Annotated in this window: 16 protein-coding genes; 3 read left to right on the forward strand and 13 right to left on the reverse strand. The window is 40.2% G+C overall.

Annotated features, from left to right (window positions below; all coding sequences use genetic code 11):
• Window positions 1–179: 179 nt before the first annotated feature.
• Together RMZ42_RS19835 and RMZ42_RS19840 are read right to left on the reverse strand one after the other, a co-directional pair.
• Complete coding sequence (locus RMZ42_RS19835; protein WP_322673004.1) at window positions 180–668, reverse strand: TIGR00725 family protein; 489 nt, start codon at window positions 666–668, stop codon at window positions 180–182.
• 195 nt (window positions 669–863) lie between these two features.
• On the reverse strand, window positions 864–1,139 hold the full coding sequence (locus RMZ42_RS19840) for a UBP-type zinc finger domain-containing protein (protein ID WP_322673005.1): 276 nt from the start codon (window positions 1,137–1,139) through the stop codon (window positions 864–866).
• 253 nt (window positions 1,140–1,392) lie between these two features.
• Here RMZ42_RS19840 and RMZ42_RS19845 point away from each other — a divergent pair, with 253 nt between their 5' ends.
• Window positions 1,393–3,153 (forward strand): Rieske (2Fe-2S) protein, encoded by a 1,761-nt coding sequence (locus tag RMZ42_RS19845; protein WP_322673006.1) that lies wholly within the window; start codon window positions 1,393–1,395, stop codon window positions 3,151–3,153.
• Complete coding sequence (locus RMZ42_RS19850) at window positions 3,150–3,890, forward strand: gamma-glutamyl-gamma-aminobutyrate hydrolase family protein (RefSeq protein ID WP_322673007.1); 741 nt, start codon at window positions 3,150–3,152, stop codon at window positions 3,888–3,890. The genes RMZ42_RS19845 and RMZ42_RS19850 overlap by 4 nt, the downstream gene beginning before the upstream one ends.
• A 244-nt stretch (window positions 3,891–4,134) precedes the next feature.
• Here the strand turns inward: RMZ42_RS19850 and RMZ42_RS19855 are convergent, their stop codons facing one another.
• The 6 genes from RMZ42_RS19855 to RMZ42_RS19880 all read right to left on the reverse strand — a co-directional run bounded on the left by RMZ42_RS19855 (window position 4,135) and on the right by RMZ42_RS19880 (window position 10,545).
• On the reverse strand, window positions 4,135–4,599 hold the full coding sequence (locus RMZ42_RS19855; protein WP_322673008.1) for a cupin domain-containing protein: 465 nt from the start codon (window positions 4,597–4,599) through the stop codon (window positions 4,135–4,137).
• A gap of 591 nt (window positions 4,600–5,190) precedes the next feature.
• Window positions 5,191–5,367, reverse strand: coding sequence for a hypothetical protein (locus RMZ42_RS19860; protein WP_322673009.1), 177 nt, complete (start codon window positions 5,365–5,367; stop codon window positions 5,191–5,193).
• A gap of 330 nt (window positions 5,368–5,697) precedes the next feature.
• Window positions 5,698–6,267, reverse strand: coding sequence for a hypothetical protein (locus RMZ42_RS19865; RefSeq protein ID WP_322673010.1), 570 nt, complete (start codon window positions 6,265–6,267; stop codon window positions 5,698–5,700).
• Between the two features lie 146 nt (window positions 6,268–6,413).
• On the reverse strand, window positions 6,414–6,620 hold the full coding sequence (locus tag RMZ42_RS19870) for a high light inducible protein (RefSeq protein WP_322673011.1): 207 nt from the start codon (window positions 6,618–6,620) through the stop codon (window positions 6,414–6,416).
• 263 nt (window positions 6,621–6,883) lie between these two features.
• Window positions 6,884–8,584 (reverse strand): beta-carotene ketolase CrtO, encoded by a 1,701-nt coding sequence (gene crtO / locus RMZ42_RS19875; protein WP_322673012.1) that lies wholly within the window; start codon window positions 8,582–8,584, stop codon window positions 6,884–6,886.
• 215 nt (window positions 8,585–8,799) lie between these two features.
• Entirely contained in the window at window positions 8,800–10,545 is a 1,746-nt protein-coding gene (locus RMZ42_RS19880) for a KAP family NTPase (RefSeq protein WP_322673013.1), read from the reverse strand.
• Window positions 10,546–11,435: 890 nt separating this feature from the next.
• On the opposite strand from RMZ42_RS19880, the gene RMZ42_RS19885 reads away from it, so the two are divergent.
• Window positions 11,436–12,899 carry an MFS transporter gene (locus tag RMZ42_RS19885; protein ID WP_322673014.1) on the forward strand — a complete coding sequence of 488 codons (1,464 nt, stop codon included), beginning with the start codon at window positions 11,436–11,438 and terminating at the stop codon, window positions 12,897–12,899.
• A gap of 20 nt (window positions 12,900–12,919) precedes the next feature.
• Here RMZ42_RS19885 and RMZ42_RS19890 read toward each other — a convergent pair whose 3' ends face one another.
• The 5 genes from RMZ42_RS19890 to hflX all read right to left on the reverse strand — a co-directional run bounded on the left by RMZ42_RS19890 (window position 12,920) and on the right by hflX (window position 18,417).
• A complete protein-coding gene (locus RMZ42_RS19890; protein ID WP_322673015.1) occupies window positions 12,920–13,648 on the reverse strand; it encodes a DUF72 domain-containing protein in 729 nt (242 codons plus the stop codon).
• A gap of 130 nt (window positions 13,649–13,778) precedes the next feature.
• Window positions 13,779–13,985: a hypothetical protein gene (locus tag RMZ42_RS19895; RefSeq protein ID WP_322673016.1), complete on the reverse strand. Its 207-nt coding sequence runs from the start codon at window positions 13,983–13,985 to the stop codon at window positions 13,779–13,781.
• A 397-nt stretch (window positions 13,986–14,382) separates the two neighbouring features.
• Complete coding sequence (locus tag RMZ42_RS19900; RefSeq protein WP_322673017.1) at window positions 14,383–15,654, reverse strand: ATP-grasp domain-containing protein; 1,272 nt, start codon at window positions 15,652–15,654, stop codon at window positions 14,383–14,385.
• 186 nt (window positions 15,655–15,840) lie between these two features.
• Complete coding sequence (locus tag RMZ42_RS19905; RefSeq protein WP_322673018.1) at window positions 15,841–16,713, reverse strand: isoaspartyl peptidase/L-asparaginase family protein; 873 nt, start codon at window positions 16,711–16,713, stop codon at window positions 15,841–15,843.
• Between the two features lie 15 nt (window positions 16,714–16,728).
• Complete coding sequence (hflX, locus tag RMZ42_RS19910; protein WP_322673019.1) at window positions 16,729–18,417, reverse strand: GTPase HflX; 1,689 nt, start codon at window positions 18,415–18,417, stop codon at window positions 16,729–16,731.
• Window positions 18,418–18,620: the final 203 nt, after the last annotated feature.

Consider the following 18,620-nt stretch of genomic DNA (forward strand, 5'->3'; position numbering starts at 1 on the left):
GAATTTAGTTCCCTCCCCAATACATACGGGGAGGGTTAGGGTGGGGTAAAAGGCTAGTTGCTATTTCAGACTTGTGTCTATACAGTAGGCCTCCTGCCTCAAAACCAGTGAATTTGTACCTCATGCACTTGAAATATGCTGTAGTTAATGTACGTGAGAAGAATTTACTGATTTACCAATTAGTATAAAATTGTTTTGGCAGTAGCGATCGCCCGCTCTACACTCTCCACAATATAAACATTTTCTGGCGACAATTTTTTAAAGAAAAGTTTACTTTCTTCATCATTATTCAACAAAATTACTTGCTTATTTGCTTTCAAAGCTAGAGCAATTTCTGAAGCAGTTCCTGCACCTATACCGCAAGCAATCACCAAATCGCTGCTAAGAACATTAATATTGTTTCTAGAATTACCCATGTCTGTGAAAATAGCAATATCTACCCAAGAGGACATACCATCCTGATTCTTACCTGGAAGAATACCAATAGTTAAACCATCAGCAGATTTTGCACCTTTACTTACTGCATCCATTACCCCTACATTTCTACCACCAGTGAGTAAAATCCATCCTTGTTTAGCAATAAGTTGACCTAATATATAAGCATTTTGTAAATCATTTGCTGTCGCATTTTCTCCCCTACCCATAACCCCAATAATAATTCTTCGCATAAAATTTCGGATGATACTGGTTTTCAACGACAGTTGAAAGCGGTTTCCCTGAAAGGGCGATCCCCTCTCTTGAGGGTGTCAGAGTTCATCATCTGTAACATCTGCGATTCAACACTCACCGAAGGAGCTACTTTTTCCTGAAACTGCAAGCGTCTCCAGTTCCTCTGCACTCTTTCGATCCTGTATTGCCTCACTTTAATAGTTTTTTGCCTGCTCATCCAAAAAACACCATAACCACTGTTCTCCTAACTCAGCCGAGCTAATTACTGAATGTCCAGTTTCTTCATAATGCCGTCGGGCATGTTGATGAAGAGAAGAATCACAGCACAGCATCTTACCGCAACTTTGACAAATACGGAGATGTACCCAGCGACTATTTATTTTGATACACTCTTCACAACGAAATACTGGGTAGTTTGCTTTAGAAATCAGAGTCTCCGCAGTCAGATTATCTAAATGTTCGCAGCTCATAGGAGTTTGAATGAGAGGTTAATCAGAGTATATATTAGTGCAGCGAAACACAGCTAATTTTGTCAGTTAAGTAATAAACCTGACAACCTTTGATATCACCAGCCAAAATTCGGTCATGCGCTTTGTAGTCGCAGTACGTACTCAGTCGCTTCGAGTATATTAACAAAAATTAGTATTGTACAAATGGTCGAAAAAAGAAAAAATTTGTCAGAGTAGAAGCAAGGCTTTTGATATTTACTTGTGTGTAAATTAAATGACTCAAATATTTAAAGAAACGACCAAGAAAGACAATTATACCCGTGTTGCTCAACTTACAGATGTTCAGGCAGCAGGCAGTTTGGTAATCCGCAAAGAAAAGCATACTATTGTCTTGTTTTACTCAGACAATAAAGTTTATGCAATTGATAACCGTTGTCCCCACATGGGTTTTCCCCTACACGGTAGCACTTGCAAAGATGGTATTGTTACCTGCCCTTGGCATTATGCCCGCTTTGATATAGCTAGTGGTGGAACCTTTGACTCTTGGGCAGATGATGTGCCGGCGTTTCCTGTAGAAATCCGTGATGGTGAAGTTTGGGTGAATTTAGCACCGCCAGTTAATTTTCATGCCCACCACCGCCAACGCCTTGAAGATGGTTTAGAGCAGAGTATTTCCTTGGTGATTGCCAAATCAACGATCGCACTGTTAGATATAGGAGTAAATCCGGCTGAACCATTTCAAATCGGGCTACAATTTGGCACTCGTTACAACAAAACAGGTTGGAGTACAGGTTTAACTATCCATACCTGCACGATCAATCTCTTACCTTATCTCGATGAAGAAGACAAACCCCGTGCTTTATTTCACGGACTTTCGGCAGTCGCTAATGATAGTGCAGGCGCGCCGCCTCTGTTTGTCGTTCAGCCGTTGCCCAACTCTACAGTTGATTTTCCGACTCTTAAAAGCTGGTTTTGTCAGTTTATTGAGGTACGGGATGCTGAAGCCGCACAAAGATGTCTGGTATCTGCGATTCGCTCAGGGGCTAATTTAGAGCAAGTTGCGGATATGCTGTTTTCATCGGCTACAGATCATCGTTATCTCGACATTGGGCATACCCTTGATTTTATTAACAAAGCACTGGAAGCACTTGATATTGTTGGTTGGCAAGCAGCAGAATCTGTTCTACCTAGCTTAGTTTCGGGTTTAGCTAGTGCATCCCGGATGGAAGAATCTAATTCCTGGCGCTACCCTGTAGATTTGGTAGCAATATTAGAGTCGGCTTTTGAGCAATTACCCAATGTTTTAAATGCGGGAAAATCTCAACGAGGAACTTGGGCAAACTCGGAGCAATTAATACCAATCTTATTAGGTGAAGACCCACAAGCGATCGCCGACTCGCTACTGAATGCCCTACAAGCTGGATGTACAGAAGAACAATTAGCAAGTGTAGTTACTTATACGGCGGCATTGCGTGTAGCTCGTTTTAATACTAACAATGACTTTGGAGATTGGAATTCCGCACATCATCCATTCACTTTTGCAAACGCTGTGCATCAAGGCTTACGACGAGTGCCAACAGTAGAACTACTCAGAGGGGTGTTTGATGCGGCGATGAGTGTTTATTTGAATCGTTTTTTGAATGTACCACCAGCACGACTTCCAGAACCCAAAGACTCCGTTCCAAATCCCGAAGAATTGCTCCAGCAGCTACCTGATTTATTAAATCGTCAACAGCAAGTTAACCAGACAGGTCAATTAGTGGCTAATTATTTATATAGTGGTGGCAAGCCTGAAAGACTGATGGCAATGCTAGGAAAAATGATGCTCAGAGAAAACCGTGATTTTCATGTTATTCAAGAAATAGAAGCCGCTTTTCGTCAGTATTCCCTATTAGGTGACACTCCTGCTGGGGTTCATGTATTAGTTGCTGCTGCTCGGTATCTAGCAGCCCATTCTCCCACAATGCGATCGCAAGCACAAACCTATCAAATCGCTTATCGTTTACATAAAGGCGATCGTTTATTTGAGGAATGATGAGTAGAAAATATCGAAAACCATTGATTGGAATTACAACTTACGGTCGCCTTGCAGCATTACCATTTTCTCTGCCAAGCGAATATATAGATGCAGTCCGTAAAGCAGGTGGCATTCCCATATTATTACCACCAGGAGAAATTGAACTTGGAATACTTTTAGATTCTTTGGATGGTTTAATCATCTCTGGTGGTGGAGATATTCACCCTGCTTGCTACAATGGTTTTGCTCATCCGACTATTTATTCTGTCGATCGCGAACGTGATGCTTTTGAATTGCAGCTTGGCAAGTTAGCTCTTGAACGTCATTTGCCGATATTAGGTATTTGTCGGGGTTTACAAATTCTCATCGTTGCCAGTGGAGGTACTCTAATTCCTCACATTCCAGATGTTTACGGTACATCTGCATTACATCGTCTAGAGCCTGAACCTGGACGACGTTTACATACAGAACATCTCGTCACGATAGATGGAGAGAGCCTTTTAGCTGAGTGTTTACAGAATTTTCGCATATCTGTAGTTTCTTGGCATCATCAAGCAGTAGATAAAGTACCGCCTGGTTGGCGGGTTGTTGCTCATGCCTGGGATGATGGAGTTATTGAAGCTGTGGAGCACGAACATCATCCTTGGGCAATCGGTGTACAATGGCATCCTGAGCTTTCAATTCTCGATCCCAGTAATCAAAAACTTTTTCTAGCTCTCGTTCAGGCTGCACATATAAGACAGGAATGCCACTAAGATATTCAAAACCAATACCTTTTCCCTTTCCCCTTTCCCCTTTAACCGAACCGTATTGAGTGTTGTTCTTCTTCGGTTCATACTTTCAAGTAATATCATGTCCGCCAAATTACCCATAATAAAAGAACCGCACCCCCAACCCCTCCCCGCTTTTCGGGAGGGGAGACAAAGCACAGCTTTGGCGGGGTGGGGTTCTTCGGGTTTAATAAGCAATCAAGCGCACATGATATAACACCGCCAAGAATTAAATCTCTACTGGCTCCTGATCGAATTTTCGCATCAATTCTACAAGAGCATTTCGGTCTTGAGTCTGTCCTTCCTTGAGCAGTTCGGCTAACCCTTCAAAATACTTTTCGCGTTCTCCTGCTGGACAAAACATGATTAATAGTTTTGCAGGCTGAGTTCCTCGATTAGCGAATGTATGAGGCGTATTACGTGGAACTAATACAAATGCCCCTGGTTGTCCCTGCACTATCTGATTTCCAACTTGAATTTCTACTTCTCCTTCTAATACATAAAACATTTCTTCCATTTGTCGATGAATATGCAGTACCGGGGCAGTTCCACCTGGTTGTATTAAGTTTTCAAACAATCCCAAGTGACCATGAGTATCAGCACCAACTACTTTAAATGTTATTTCGCTATTACCAGTAGTTAGATGATTACCTTCTCCTGGCATTAACACAATTTCTTTAACTGGTAAACTCATCAATACTCCTACTTATAAAAAGGTTATTTTTAAATCTCTAATTTAGAGGCTTAAGCGTTTCTTCAATCAATCACTACTAGATTATATTTGTATTTTGTTAGAAATTCTAAACTCAAACATCCCTCAATAGATAAGTTTTTTACAATACAATCGTAGTCTCGCCATACGTGTCAACTTAAGCTAGAAATGGCTTCACTGTTGGCTTCATCACCCGCCTAGAACTAAAGTTCCAGGCTAACAGCTCAAGTCATCTAAAGATGACTAAAGATTTTCCGGGATATTTAGTCATCTTTTAGATGACTTTTGCTATGAGCAAGGAACTGAAGTTCCTTGCGGGACATCGGTTTTACGTTAAGTTGACACCAATGGCGTCTCGCCCGCCCAATATATGCAAGTTAAATGTGGAACAGCTTATTTGCCAAAACTAGAACTGTTCCTCCATCATAAGAAAAGTATGACAGTGCTTTTAACCCAATAAGGGCTTTTGATAAACTAAAAGCACCGCCATACATTTTGCTGAGGATCTTGTTATATTTGAAATTATTTAATGCGCTCAAAAAAACCAAAACTTCTTACTTTATATAAATCGGATTAAAACCGAATAACTCCGTAATAAGCACTTGCAGCAACTAGAACAATTGTTAATACTCCCAAAGTTATGCTAAGTACAAATTGGATAGAGGTTTTTTGATTTAGAGCTTCTTTGCTTCCACCTTCAAGTGTTGTCCGTTCGGTGTTGTTAGAATTGTTTATGTTGTCAGTTTTCATGGTTTTATCCTGTTTGATTATTTATTACAATTTTGCCTTGAATCCGAAAAATTACATCTAACTTTAGGATTAATAAAAAAGGTAGAAATAACTAGATGTAATTGAACCTAATACCAATTCAAAATTAAAAATTCATGCATTAAGAAAGTCAGACAGAACAAAGGTATGTCCGTATGTATCTGTCGCATTCTTTTTTCAAATTGGTATAACTTTCATGGGCCTGATTTCAAATCGGCATCTCAAGCATCTCGCAAATTCCTTCTCACATCTGTTTTTCTTCGAGCCAATAGATCGTACCTAAGAGGATGTTTGAAATGTTTGAAAAAAACGCTAATTTGCCCCACCATTTGAAGCCTGCGGAGAATTATAAACGCCCCAATATTCAATACCCCGATCGCGTAATATGGGTTCAACGCGATGAATTTCTTCTTCTGAGCCTTCTAGTATGAGCAAATAATAACTCTGTTGGAGGCGATCGCTATAAACTCTGGCTCTTTCTTCAGGAATACCTAAATCGCCTAATGCCTTCAGTAAATTCTGATTTGCTGCGGCTCCCACAGCAACACCTGCCACGCTACTGACTAGTGCTACACCTACGGAACCTGCTGCGAGTACTGCTCCTAAACCGGGAAGTGCCAAACTACTCAAACCAACTAACACGCTACCCCAAGTAGCTGCTGTCAGTGTGTCTCCTACGGCTCCAGTTGTATCGACATCTCGATCGCCAATGCGATCGCTTATCTGCGCCTCACCTAAGTTTTCACCTTGCTCTACATCTTTAGCAATAACAGAAAGTTGTTCCATAGGAAAATTTGCAGTTTTCAATTCATTAATTGCCTGCTCTATTCCTTGAGAATTTGCAAATACTCCTAATGCATGTATTGTGTTTTTAGTTATCATATTTTTCTCCTTTAGATTATTGTATTCGTGCGTCCATATATAACCTCGGTATTAGACTCTAATTCACGAGTAGGTTTATTACAACGCTCCTAAATTGTTATTTCTTGAATTCTTTCCCCAAGGGGGGATAATTCATCAGTGAAGAATTAGCGAACCAAGTGGAGTACGTCACGCACTAAGCTATAACCAGCTAAATCCCAAAGTACGTAAGAAATAAAGCCAATCATCGCTAAACGCCCATTCCACAACTCTTGTTGCGGATTCCATCCAAAAATCCAAGCATTGCGATCGACACCGTTATAGGCTTTAGCTTCAGTAGATAATTCAACCACTTTGTTAGTTTCAGTTGCCATTGCAAATATTCTTTAATAACTTTCCTACATCCACATATTAGTTACTATTACGGTTTCAGTTCTCTGTCTATTGGGGAATCTGAAAGCGTCACGGGAAGTATCTCAGGGCATTGTCTAGACTTTTGATAGTTTTGACTAAAAAGCATTAGTAACTTGCACCAAAAAGCTTACCAAACTTCATCTGTAGCCGTTTCACTATTTCAGAATCAACTTTCAAATGACGCAATCTCCTAATGCTATTTACTTTTTTTATCAACAGTCTCTTAGTCTGATTCACTCCTTAAGACAGATGTAAGAGCAGATTTGATTGAACCTCCGGCTTCCTTGATTTTCTGGGCGATGGGTTGCTCATTATGCAAAAACACACGCGCACAATTGCGTCCCGGCAAACCAGAAATTGAACCACCCGGATGAGTTCCAGCACCAGTAAGATACAAGTTATCAATTGGTGTTTTATAGTTAGCTAATTCCGGCAACGGACGGAAGCAAAGCATCTGCTCTAAAGTCATATCGATGTGGTAATAATTACCTTTGTAAGTCCCTAACCGTTCTCCCAACTCAGCCGGACTTTCTACATGACGGGCGATGATTGAATGTTGCAGATTGGGCGAATACTGCGCGAGTTTATTAATCACTTTGTCTGCAACTTTGTTTTTCAGTTCATCTGTCCAACCCGTACCTTTTAAACCTGTACCGTCTGCACCAGCAATTTGATAAGGTGCAAAAAACTCTATCCATAATGTATGCTTGCCTTCTGGTGCCATTGATGGATCGAGTCCGGTAGGCATTACCACATACATCGATGGGTCTTCATCAGGAATTTTACCCAGAGTAATCAGACTATGAGCTTGTTCCACATGATTTACGGAATCAGCAATCAGAATAGAACCCATCAGATAGTTATCTTGATGATTGTGGTGGACAAAGCGCAACGGTTCAGATAAAGCACAATCAATTTTGAGGATGGTTTCATTGTTGTTGACGATGCGGCGGTCTAACCTTTCGCGCAAGTTGTTATCGGCATTATCGACATCGCTACTATCCATTAGTTGCAAGAATAGGCGCTTGGCATCAATACTTGAAATTACACCTTTATTCGCACGATATTCTTTGCCACCAGCAACCCGCACACCAACTGCTTTACCATTATCTACCAATACTTTTTCTACCTTTTGGTCGGTGAGAATCGTACCACCTTCACTTTTTACCATTTTCACCAAAGCTTCCACAAGTCCACCACTACCACCACGCGGTCTTGCCATACCGGGATTATGACGTAACATCATCATCATCGCCCCAAAGGACATAGCTTTTTGTGAGGGAGGGGAACTTAGTTCGGCTGAGAGTCTAGCCAGAGGTGCTTTGACAAACTCAGAATCGAAGTACTCGTTAATATTATCTGTGGCACTGCTGAGTAAGGTACGCAGTAAATCAAGGGTTGTGTTAGAGCCACCTAGAAGGGAAAATAAGTCTTGCAGACTATTGAGATTGTAATTACCAGCAATATCAACAATTGATTTGGGTGGTGCATTGAACAAAGGAGCAATCCCTGTGATAAAGCGCTGCCAAAAATCGGCATATTCAGCGTATTTTTGGGCATCACGCTGACTGTAACGGGCAATTTCCGCACAAGTCTTTTCCACGGATTTGTGAGCTAAGAAGTACTTCCCATCTGGATGAGGGCAAAAGGCAACTGGATCGCAGCTAAGATATTCCAAGCCGTACTTATGCAGTTCCAACTCTTGGATGACTGGCCCTAAGAAAATAAACAGATGGTTAATGGCGCAAGGACTAAATTTAAAACCAGGTGCTTCATCAGGCATAAGTTCTTCAGTTGTAGAACCGCCGCCGGGGAGCGATCGCCCTTCTAATAACAGAACGCTGTAACCAGCTTTTAGTAAGTAGCCAGCACAAACTAAGCCATTATGACCAGCGCCAATAATTACAACGTCATACGATTCCATGAGTGCAATGGGGGGATTAAAGTATATTCCCTGATATTAGAAAGTGCTGAAGATATCTAAATCTTTCGTGGGTTATAGAATATTTATATATCTAGTAGTAGTATTTTTATCACCAAGAAGTAAATTTATTTTTAACCCACTTTATTGTACGCAACCAAGAAACACTATAAATAAATCCAGAGTTCATATTATTTATAGCTAGTATCAGTTTTTACCTATATTCTTGTAGTCATTTCTTCTAGTTCTTTAAGGTGCTGTGCGTTCACAAGCCATTTCTCTTCATAGTTAGATTTATCTGTACCATATTGACTTTGTTGCTCTTTTAGTATTGCAATTTCATGATTAATTATTGGTAACGCTTTCCCTTGGGTAATTACTTTTTTTAGCAACTCAAACCGTGATGTTTCATTAATTTGACGCAAGAGTTGAGAGATACAACGACTAATAATAACTTCATTGCTAAAAGCAAGAATGCTATGAGATTCATCATCTTGAGATAATAATTGCTCGCTGACATCAAACAAAGCTTCTACAACTGAAGGGATGTAATTTACAGGAATTTCTTCAGTGGAATTTTCTAGCTGTTCTATAAACACCCTGGCTTGCGTTGTGCCGTTTGGAAGCTTTTGTTTAGTAAGTTCTATCAAAGAATTTCTAAACTTCTCTCTATTTTCAACCAAACCAAGGATAATTTTTATCTGAATATTAGACAATTCACTTGCTGATAACGACAGACGAAAGTAAATAGGAAATATTTCTAAACTACACACACGTAGCTGTTCGCGCCATTCCAATTGCTTTTCATCTAGAGAAGTATTACCCAAAATGAATTTTAATTTAGGGAAAAGGTGCATTAGCAGGTTTTTAATAGGCTGCTTGTCTTCATCTCGCAGTTGAGCAATCCAAGTATTCAGAAGATTCTTGAGTTCGTCTATTGAAAGGTTTATCTCTCCTACAAAAATATGAGGATTTTGATGGATTATACTATAAACTTTTGGACAAAAGACTCGCAAAGACTCAATGGCAAGGAAATCAACAGGATTTACTTCATCTTTTACTGCTGGATACGTCACCGTTAAAGTATTAATAAAACGAGTAATATCGCGGATGTTAGTAATAAAGTGTTCTATTCCTTGAAAGTAAATATCACCCCAGCGACTTTGGTTTATTTGTTGTTTTGGAGTTTCCGCAAATATATTATCGAGCTTTTCAAAAAGCAGCCTGCGGAGTGAGTTTTTATCAGCAATAGGTAACTCAAAACTAACTTGAATAATTTTTTCTAAGTATGTTTCTTCAGATATTTCTTTAGTATCTGCAATTTTTCTCATGACAATTTCTTTATCAAAAACCAGAAGATAGACAAGATTAGTAAAATTTCGCATTGCTTTAAAAATACGAAATAACTGCTTGATATCTTCCGCAGCCAACCGATCGATATCATCAATTGTTACAACTATTCGCCTCTGCTGCTGTACTAGCGTGTCTTCTACTTCTTCTTTTAATTCGCCAGCTTCCTTGTCCCTATCGTCCAATAATGCTGCTAATGCCTTGCCAGTTTGAGCATAAGGTAGAGGAATATCTGAAATAATGGCGGCAAAATCAGCTACTCTCTCCCTCAAACCTTTTGGCACAGATGACTCTTTGCTTAAAACGTTTTTTAATTGGTCAAAAAAGCGCCTTGTAATATTTTCGTGTCCAGAGAATAACCAGGGATTAAAAGGAATGATGATTGGTTTCTCCTCCTCTGGCTTTTGCTGAAGATAGTGAACTACAAAGTTTAATAATGTAGATTTGCCAGAGTTCCAAGAACCGTAAACTGCAATAATGAAACCTTCAGGAAAGCTCATTTTACAAATGCTGTCTGCTAGATGCTTGGCAAAGTTCGCATTTCCTAGCAGGTCTTTTTCAGGATCGACTAAGGAGCTATCTGCCGATATATCGTTAATTTCTGTCTGTGCCATAAAAGAGTTTTTGATTCATGTTGCGATCGCCTCTATCGGGGCGTAGCTCATCGTGACACATTCAGTAGCATGAGCAATGATACCTTAGGATAGAAATTTTCAGTGAAATAATTTCCTCAAGACTTATGCAATTGGTTTTAGATTACTTATTTGGCATCACTGAAATTAAAAGGTTAAATAGACAAACAGCATATATGGTAAATTTTATCTCCACATTATCTAAAAAGAGTACTTAAATAATTTGAATTTAACCCCAATCATAACTATTGGCTAGATAAATCAGCATTCTTTATGTCTATGTGTACTCGTAGAAGCTAAATTTTTATATCTTTCTGTAAAGGTATTAATCCTCAAGAATGATTTTGAAAATATCCTATTATTTTGTGAGGACAAAATAATAATTAACTGCTAAATTTATTACACTAAAGCTTATATAGCAATCAGAATTGAAACGTGAGAAAACACTGAGATTAAAAGTGGGTGTTTTAAAGCCTTTCAGCGATTTTCTCTCTCACGAATGATTTAGGATTGCTATAGGAAAATCGTATTAACTTTAGGCCAAAGAATTTACTTGTGAGATAGAAGCCTAACCACAGTTATATAGCAAAGTGCTGTTAGCGTCAGCGGGGCGTTTAGCCCGTGGTGAGTAAAAACCCAGTCAATTTAAGGCTTTGAGCAATTAACACTGTCCTAACCTATATGACTACGGCTATATGTTAGTTATTTCTGTTCAAGCAGTTTATAGTCAACACTTACTATAGACTAGTTCTTCAGGATAAGTAAGCAATTGCAATGCTTTAGAACTTATTGATTAAATCTTATATAAATTTTACTAATTGTGGGTAATAGTAGCTATAACAATTTAATTCTTTAAATATTGACTAAATAATATGGTTCAGCCCCAAGAAGATGACATTTCAATAGAAGCTAGTTCTCTTCCCCCTGTCCCCATTCAAGAAATCTCAGAGGATAGGGCATTAACAGAGACGGTACTTTTCCCAACTCCAAAACTGTTTCTAAAAATCCCTAAGCCAAAAATTCGCCAAAGTCTCAAGGCATTAACTTTTGAAAGTGTCTTTGCTGCGGTTCTTTATAGTATCATCGGCGGCGCGTTGCTCAGTAATTTCTTGCTAGAGTTAGGCGCTGGGGCAGCCGAAATTGGTCTACTCGCGGCTATCCCTCAGATGGTGAATCTACTCCAACCACTGGGAGCGTATTTGATAAATCGAAGTACCAGCTTCCGTTGGTATTTCATGTGTATTTTCATCCCGTCGCGGCTGCTATGGTTGATTCTTCTGCCAGCGATTTGGTTGGTTAGTTCATCTCGTATTACTGGATACCAAGTAGTACAGTTGACATTGGCAATTCTCTTAGTAGCTAATATCATCGAAGCTTTTGGTCGTGCGCCTTGGCTTGGGTGGTCAGCTGTGTTAGTACCTCAACGGTTGCGGGGGCGATATTTCGGCTTTCGCAACAGTATTCTCGGCTTGACTAACCTTGTTGGTGTGCCTCTGCTAGGTTTAGCGGTATCAGCTTGGCCTGGTGGAACCCTTCAAGGTTATGGTGCAGTCTTGATTCTAGGAATCATTTTAGGGCTAATCAGTGTGGGCTGCCAGTTGTGGATGACTGATATAAACCCGCAGCTTTTAAAAGTTGGAGATTCAGACACATCACACCCACAACCCCAAGGAATAGATTTGAGCTTGTTTAAAGATGCTAATTTTTTGAAGTTTGTGCTTTACCTGAGCATCTGGTGCTTTGCTGTTAACATCAGCAATCCTTTCTTTAACCTCTATATGCTGGATAATCTGGATATAGATATTAGTATAGTAACGATTTATCACGGCTTAGGAACTGGCGCAAATATGCTAATGCTGCTTTTGTGGGGCAAACTAGCCGACCGAATTGGGAATCGTCCACTACTACTATTAGTGGGAATCTTAGTGGCGGTGACACCTCTGCTGTGGCTTTTGGTTGGAAGCGATCGCATTTCTTTTTGGATCTGGCTACCCTTGTTACACATACTAGCTGGCGCAACGTGGGCAGCAATTGATTTGTGTACCAACAATTTGATGATGGGAATAGCACCGTTGGGTCATCAGTCGAGTTATTTTGCGATCGCAGCTGCAATTGCTGGTATCACTGGAGCAATGGGTATTACTGTCGGTAGCTTTTTAGCAACTCTGCCCGGTATTGCGGGTTTGCTGGGGTTATTTGTTCTCTCAAGCTTACTACGCATGGCTGCACTTGTACCCTTAGTTTTTGTTCAGGAGCAACGCTCTATACCACTAGGCCAGCTAATGCGATTCTTATTCCCAATGAAGCAGTCAACCGATCTGATAGAAGTGGAATAATAAGTTTTCAATTATGTATTTCAACAACATCCCAGCAAACTATAGAGTCGTTGAGCATCACGAATAGCGTTTCCATCGGGGTCGTTGTTGAAATACATGTAAACGTCAATCTCCTGCATTAGAAATAAATGGATACGTTCAACCCATGTAGATAATTCTTCATCGGTATAACCTACGTTCCATTGCCCACTGTGCATACGGATATAAGTCCAAGGGGCAGTCAAACAGATATCAAGAGGAACTGTTGGGCTGACAGGTAGACAAAGAGCTACACCTGCACTTTCTAGTAGTTGATAAATTTGTGGAATCAGCCAACTTGAATGACGAAATTCAACTGTAAATCTTTGTTGAGGGTAGATTTGCAGTAATTCTAAAAAGGGCTGAAGACGTTCAATATTAATCTGCCAAGTATGAGGAAATTGAAATAAAATAGGGCCGAGCTTTTCTTGCAATCCAGATGCGCGTTCCATTAGGCGAGATAGCGGCTCTATCGGGTCTTTTAATTTCTTCATGTGGGTGAGATAGCGGCTACCTTTAACAGCAAAAATAAAATTAGATGGTGTTTGCTTGCACCAAGTTTCAAAGACAGACCGTTCTGGCAAACGATAAAAGGAAAAGTTAATTTCTACAGTGGAAAAATGTTGAGCATAAAATGATAATTGCCGATCGCTAGGCAAATGTGGTGGATAGAAAATATCCATCCAATGCTTATAAACCCAACCACTAGTACCAATTTGTAGCTTACTCATTCAGTTATATTATTCTTTTGATGTTATGCAATGTAAAATTAATTAAATTTGTTCGTAATAAGCGGCTACAGCCCTATTTTAAGGGCTACAGCCGCTTACTATAAAAATTTGATGATCCTTAAAATAATTTTCAAGTTAGTAGTTGATGGCTGAATTTTTGGAGTTGAAGTTGAACCCAATCACCACCTTTACTTATACATTGATGGCATATATCTCCATAACCTTCGCCTTGGTCATTGCATACAATTAACCTGGCTCGATCTGTCTGAGAACTTTGCTGGCAAATTAAACATATTTTACTAGTTTTACCTGTATTACATTCTATTTGGAATTTCATGTCTATTCTCCTAATTAAATATATTTAAATAAAGTGTAAATTATGTATTTTGTATTTTTTGAATACTTTTTTCTATAAAAAAGTATTCAAAAATAAATTTTATGCTTTATTAGTTTGTTTTAACTGTGTGACCAATGTAGCGACTAGAAGTATCATTATTGATTTTTATCTCAAATAATTCTGCTTTTTAACCTTTAATTTGATTATTTAAACCCTGAAACAGGATATTTTGAAATATTTTATAGCCGTAGTCACACAAATTAGGACATTTGGAAAGAGTGAATGCTAGAGTTAGCAATAGTTTTACCTCCTGCCCTCTGCCTCCTGCTATAAAGCTACTCCCAAATTTCTACGATAAATGAAAATTGATAATGCCAGATATCAACAGAGGCGGTGTTTAAGGGAGCCATTGTAATCCCTTATCCTGTAATTTCTGCTCGATATGCTGCATTTCCTGGATAGTTTCTCCAGTCACGATCGCATAAATATCTGTGTAGATTTTTCCGTATTTGATTTTCTCTAAAGCCGACAGAATAATTAAATCCTTGCGATCTAGTTCTGGTTTTAAAGTGGCTAAAATTGAATCCAACGCTCCTTCCATGCGGTAGTCACTGGAATATTTAGCTACTCCCTTTCCTAGCTTCAGTAGGGTATTACGCTGCAAGCACAACGGAGTCGAGCCATTGACTCGGAAATTGGCATCGATCGCATAAAATTGTCCGTCTCGATCTTCCAGCACATCAAAGCCAATCACGCCGAAATAACCCTGTTTGTGAGCATACTGACCAACGTTAGCAATCATCTCAAAGAACTTGCTCATGTCAGTGTTGCGGTAGTCAATCAGTCCACCTAAATAGTTACCTTCTGGAGTGACGAGTTGGCCGGTAGTGCCAATAAGGGTTATCTCTCCTAGCTTGTTGACATAGAATTGTACGCAGTAATTTTGCACCTCATTCTTGACGAACTCCGAGACAATAATCGTATTGAGCAACTTAATATCAAGATACTTCCTAATTTCTTCAAGGCAGTAGTTCAAATCGCTGGGACTTTTGATGATATAAGTGCCTTCTCCTGAGAGTCCGTGGGATGTTTTAATTAAGTAGGGATATTGTGGTAACTGAATGTCTTCAATATTTACTTGGTGCAGATTGTAGCTTTCGTATTTTGGACATTGCACCCCCAATTCGGCTAGGGTTACTTTGCTGAGTAAGCGGTAATGAGTGTCTGGATCAACAGCGTGTTTTTCAGGTTTGAGGCGATCGAAGGGAAATAGACTAATGAGTTTGTCAAAGCGTTCGCTGTGGCTAAGATCGTCCAGATAAGTCGAGCAATCCATCATTTCAATATTGGACTGGCTGAAGCCGAAATGCTCTTGCCAGTATTCAAGCAGCGACTTTGGCGGCGGAATAATCACAATTCCAGGAATGCGATCGCCTAATACAGCCAGATTTTTCCACGGTTCCTTCTGACAAATCTTGTCGAAGGAGGTTTTGGTGGCTTCACTACTGCCATCTTGAATAAAATATTTTTTTCGGTTAGGATAAGCAGCCCAACTGGCAGTTGCAGGGTAATTTAAAATAAACCCATAAGATGCATCTGTGATATCAAGAGCAAACAAGTCAGAAAGAGAATTCCCTTGAAAGTATTGAAAGTTATATTTTGAATTCATTTAGTCCTCCGAGAAACCGCATCCCCCTTGGGGATACGGTTGTTTATAGAAAACGATTCTCCTGCATTTCCAAATAATACCAACTTTAAAAAATAAAGCTGTATATTTAAACTTGAAAACTCAGATGTAATTTGGCTTCATTAATTACGCATTACCTGAGCGTAGCCCATTCCGAATTGGTATGAGTTATTTCTTAGTAAAGGCAGCCACCTTATCTTGTCCTGCGGTCATATAAGCACAAGCCATGTGTGATGAGTTATACGCCCAGCCAACGCGTCCTTGACGGTCTATGAGGATGCACCCAGCTTCACCTTTAACCTTAGAAACCAAAGCGTCTATTGCCATTTGTGCGGCTTCATCTGGATGGCGATCGCCACTCAAAAAATCGATCGCAGTTTTAGCCAAAACCACCGGGATAATCGACTCGCCATCACCTGTTGTTGAGCAACCGCCGATTTTATTATCAGCATACAAGCCACAACCAACAAGTGCAGTATCACCGACGCGACCTTGTTGCTGCTTGGTAGTGCCGCCAGTTGAAGTGCCAGCAGCTAGGATGCCGCCAGCATCCAAAGCTACACAACCTACGGTGTTGGGGCGATCGATTACTTCTTGATCTTCCTTCCACTGCTCCAACTGTTCCTCAGCTATTAAGTCTTCTTTTTTGCACATTTCAGCCCCGGAATCTATGGCGAAGCGTTCTGCACCCCGCGCTACTAGTAGTCTGGGTTTATCATCCATAATGTTCCGTGCAACCGAAATTGGATGACGGATGCCCTGAGCTGCTGCAACTGCTCCCCAACTTAATGAGCCTTCCATAATCGCCGCGTCTAATTCCACCTCTCCATCACTATTGAGAGTTGCACCGAGGCTAGCGTTAAATGTCCGATCGGATTCCAGAACTCGAATCGCTGCTTCTACAGCTTCTGCGGCCGTACCTCCACTGATTAGCACTGCCCAACCAGCCTCTACTGCTGCTGTACAGCCTGCATTGTTGGCTGCAACTTTATCGTCCGTGATGGTTTTTGCTCCACCGTGAACAATGATAGTCGGTGTCATATAATTCCTTCTTGTTTAGTATGAATTTTGTGGAACTGCAATCGCCTTTACAGGTTCGTCAATTAGTTGTAGCGATCGCATTTTTAAAGTCTCTAAACCCAAGTGCTGGGTTGCTGATATAAACACAGCTTCGGGATAATCTTGTTGAACCCTAGCCCAGGTTTCGCTATCTACTTTGTCAACCTTGTTAAAAGCAACCAAACTTTTTTCTGGAATCTCAGGCATTTCTTCGAGTATTTCTAGGACACTCGCAATATGACTTTCCCAAGCTGGATGGGATAAATCCACGACATGAATCATCGCATCAGCCTCAACAACTTCCTCCAATGTGGCGCGAAACGCATCCATCAGTGGTGGTGGGAGTTCGTGAATAAACCCTACAGTATCTGTGAGCAAAATTGAGCGGCGTTCTTGTGTTTCTGGTTTTGTAATTACCACCTTGCGGGTTGTTGGGTCGAGGGTAGCAAATAGTTGGTCTGCGGTGAAAACCTCCGCATTGGTTAACACATTCAGCAAAGTAGATTTACCAGCATTGGTATAGCCAACTAATGCCAGAACCGGAATTTCTTGCTGTTGTCGTTGTTGTCTAATTCGGGCGCGATGTGCTTGTAATTGATTTACTTCTTCCTGTAGTTGAGCAATTCGTCGTTGAATTGTTCGCCGTTCCGTCTCTAGTTTTGTTTCACCAGGGCCTCGCGTACCAATTCCCGCACCTAATCGAGACATTTCCTGACCGCGACCGCGCAACCGAGGTAACATATATTCGAGTTGCGCCAGTTCTACTTGTAATTTACCCTCTTGAGTGCGAGCGCGTTGAGCAAAAATATCCAGAATTACTTCTGTGCGGTCTACAACTCGGATGCCAATCTCTTGTTCTAAATTACGGGCTTGAGATGCAGAAATATCTCGGTCAAAAACGATTAGATTAGCTCTTAGTTTGTGAGCTAAAAGGGTGATTTCTTCAATTTTTCCCTTACCGACCACTGTTTGGGGATGGGCGCGCTCGCGCTTTTGCCGCATTGTATCAAGTACAATTCCTCCAGCACTTTCAACCAAACGCACTAGTTCTGCAAGTCCATCTTCAAATCGTTGAACTGAGACATCTTCTGTCTGCACTCCTACCAGCAGCACCCTGTCTTGGTCGGAAACAATTTCTTGAGATAAGAATATTCCATCTCCGGCGTCAACAATTTCTCTCTCCCATTCTTCAATTAATTCATCAAATTCCTGTTCGGTTACATCGTCCAAACTTAAAGGAGGTGAAATTACCCAAGGACTTTCTGAGTCAGGGAAAAGGTAAGCTAAAAAAGCTTCTTTTACTTTGCCATCAATTGCAGTTAACATGACAAGAGCATCTAAGCGCTGACGTATCATTGCAACCAACGCGGCTTCATCAAGTGAATTTGATTTAAGTTGAGTAGCAACACAACGGATTCCGCTCAAACGTTCTGCACTGCGGCGGGGTAATTCTTCAGGTGGAATTTGAGTTTGACTGGGTGTTCCGACAGCAATTCGGATAACTTGCCCACGCCGGTTGATATAACAACAAATCGGGTGATGAATTTGTTGACTAATTGTAGCTAAAGCTTGAGCAAATTCTGGCGTAAGAAATCTATCTGCTGGTTGATTTTGCTCATAAAGCTCTTGCAGTCGTTTAATCTGACTAGCTTTTATTCCCTGAACATTGCCATAAATTTTTTGCATAAAACTAATAATTTACAGGTTATTTTTATGTCTGTATATTTTCATTTTGGTCTTTTTAAATTTTGATTTAATCTACCAATAGAAATAAGCAATTTAGCTATAGATAATCACATCAAAATCAAGCTTCTATAAAATGGTTTATAGACCAATTAAGTGAGGTATTAACCATAAATGAGGCTGTAAACGTGTAAGAGATTGTTTGA

It is taken from the genome of Nostoc sp. DedQUE05 (assembly GCF_034530955.1).
In the GTDB taxonomy this organism is placed as follows: domain Bacteria; phylum Cyanobacteriota; class Cyanobacteriia; order Cyanobacteriales; family Nostocaceae; genus Nostoc.

What these genes read in the sequence shown, in the direction of transcription:
- RMZ42_RS19900 (WP_322673017.1), bottom strand. Translation starts at nt 15,654, where the DNA reads ATGAATTCAAAATATAACTTTCAATACTTTCAAGGGAATTCTCTTTCT.
- RMZ42_RS19860 (WP_322673009.1), bottom strand. Translation starts at nt 5,367, where the DNA reads ATGAAAACTGACAACATAAACAATTCTAACAACACCGAACGGACAACA.
- RMZ42_RS19895 (WP_322673016.1), bottom strand. Translation starts at nt 13,985, where the DNA reads ATGAAATTCCAAATAGAATGTAATACAGGTAAAACTAGTAAAATATGT.
- RMZ42_RS19885 (WP_322673014.1), top strand. Translation starts at nt 11,436, where the DNA reads ATGGTTCAGCCCCAAGAAGATGACATTTCAATAGAAGCTAGTTCTCTT.
- RMZ42_RS19850 (WP_322673007.1), top strand. Translation starts at nt 3,150, where the DNA reads ATGATGAGTAGAAAATATCGAAAACCATTGATTGGAATTACAACTTAC.
- RMZ42_RS19865 (WP_322673010.1), bottom strand. Translation starts at nt 6,267, where the DNA reads ATGATAACTAAAAACACAATACATGCATTAGGAGTATTTGCAAATTCT.
- RMZ42_RS19905 (WP_322673018.1), bottom strand. Translation starts at nt 16,713, where the DNA reads ATGACACCGACTATCATTGTTCACGGTGGAGCAAAAACCATCACGGAC.
- RMZ42_RS19855 (WP_322673008.1), bottom strand. Translation starts at nt 4,599, where the DNA reads ATGAGTTTACCAGTTAAAGAAATTGTGTTAATGCCAGGAGAAGGTAAT.
- RMZ42_RS19835 (WP_322673004.1), bottom strand. Translation starts at nt 668, where the DNA reads ATGCGAAGAATTATTATTGGGGTTATGGGTAGGGGAGAAAATGCGACA.
- RMZ42_RS19890 (WP_322673015.1), bottom strand. Translation starts at nt 13,648, where the DNA reads ATGAGTAAGCTACAAATTGGTACTAGTGGTTGGGTTTATAAGCATTGG.
- RMZ42_RS19880 (WP_322673013.1), bottom strand. Translation starts at nt 10,545, where the DNA reads ATGGCACAGACAGAAATTAACGATATATCGGCAGATAGCTCCTTAGTC.
- RMZ42_RS19840 (WP_322673005.1), bottom strand. Translation starts at nt 1,139, where the DNA reads ATGAGCTGCGAACATTTAGATAATCTGACTGCGGAGACTCTGATTTCT.
- RMZ42_RS19845 (WP_322673006.1), top strand. Translation starts at nt 1,393, where the DNA reads ATGACTCAAATATTTAAAGAAACGACCAAGAAAGACAATTATACCCGT.
- crtO (WP_322673012.1), bottom strand. Translation starts at nt 8,584, where the DNA reads ATGGAATCGTATGACGTTGTAATTATTGGCGCTGGTCATAATGGCTTA.
- RMZ42_RS19870 (WP_322673011.1), bottom strand. Translation starts at nt 6,620, where the DNA reads ATGGCAACTGAAACTAACAAAGTGGTTGAATTATCTACTGAAGCTAAA.
- hflX (WP_322673019.1), bottom strand. Translation starts at nt 18,417, where the DNA reads ATGCAAAAAATTTATGGCAATGTTCAGGGAATAAAAGCTAGTCAGATT.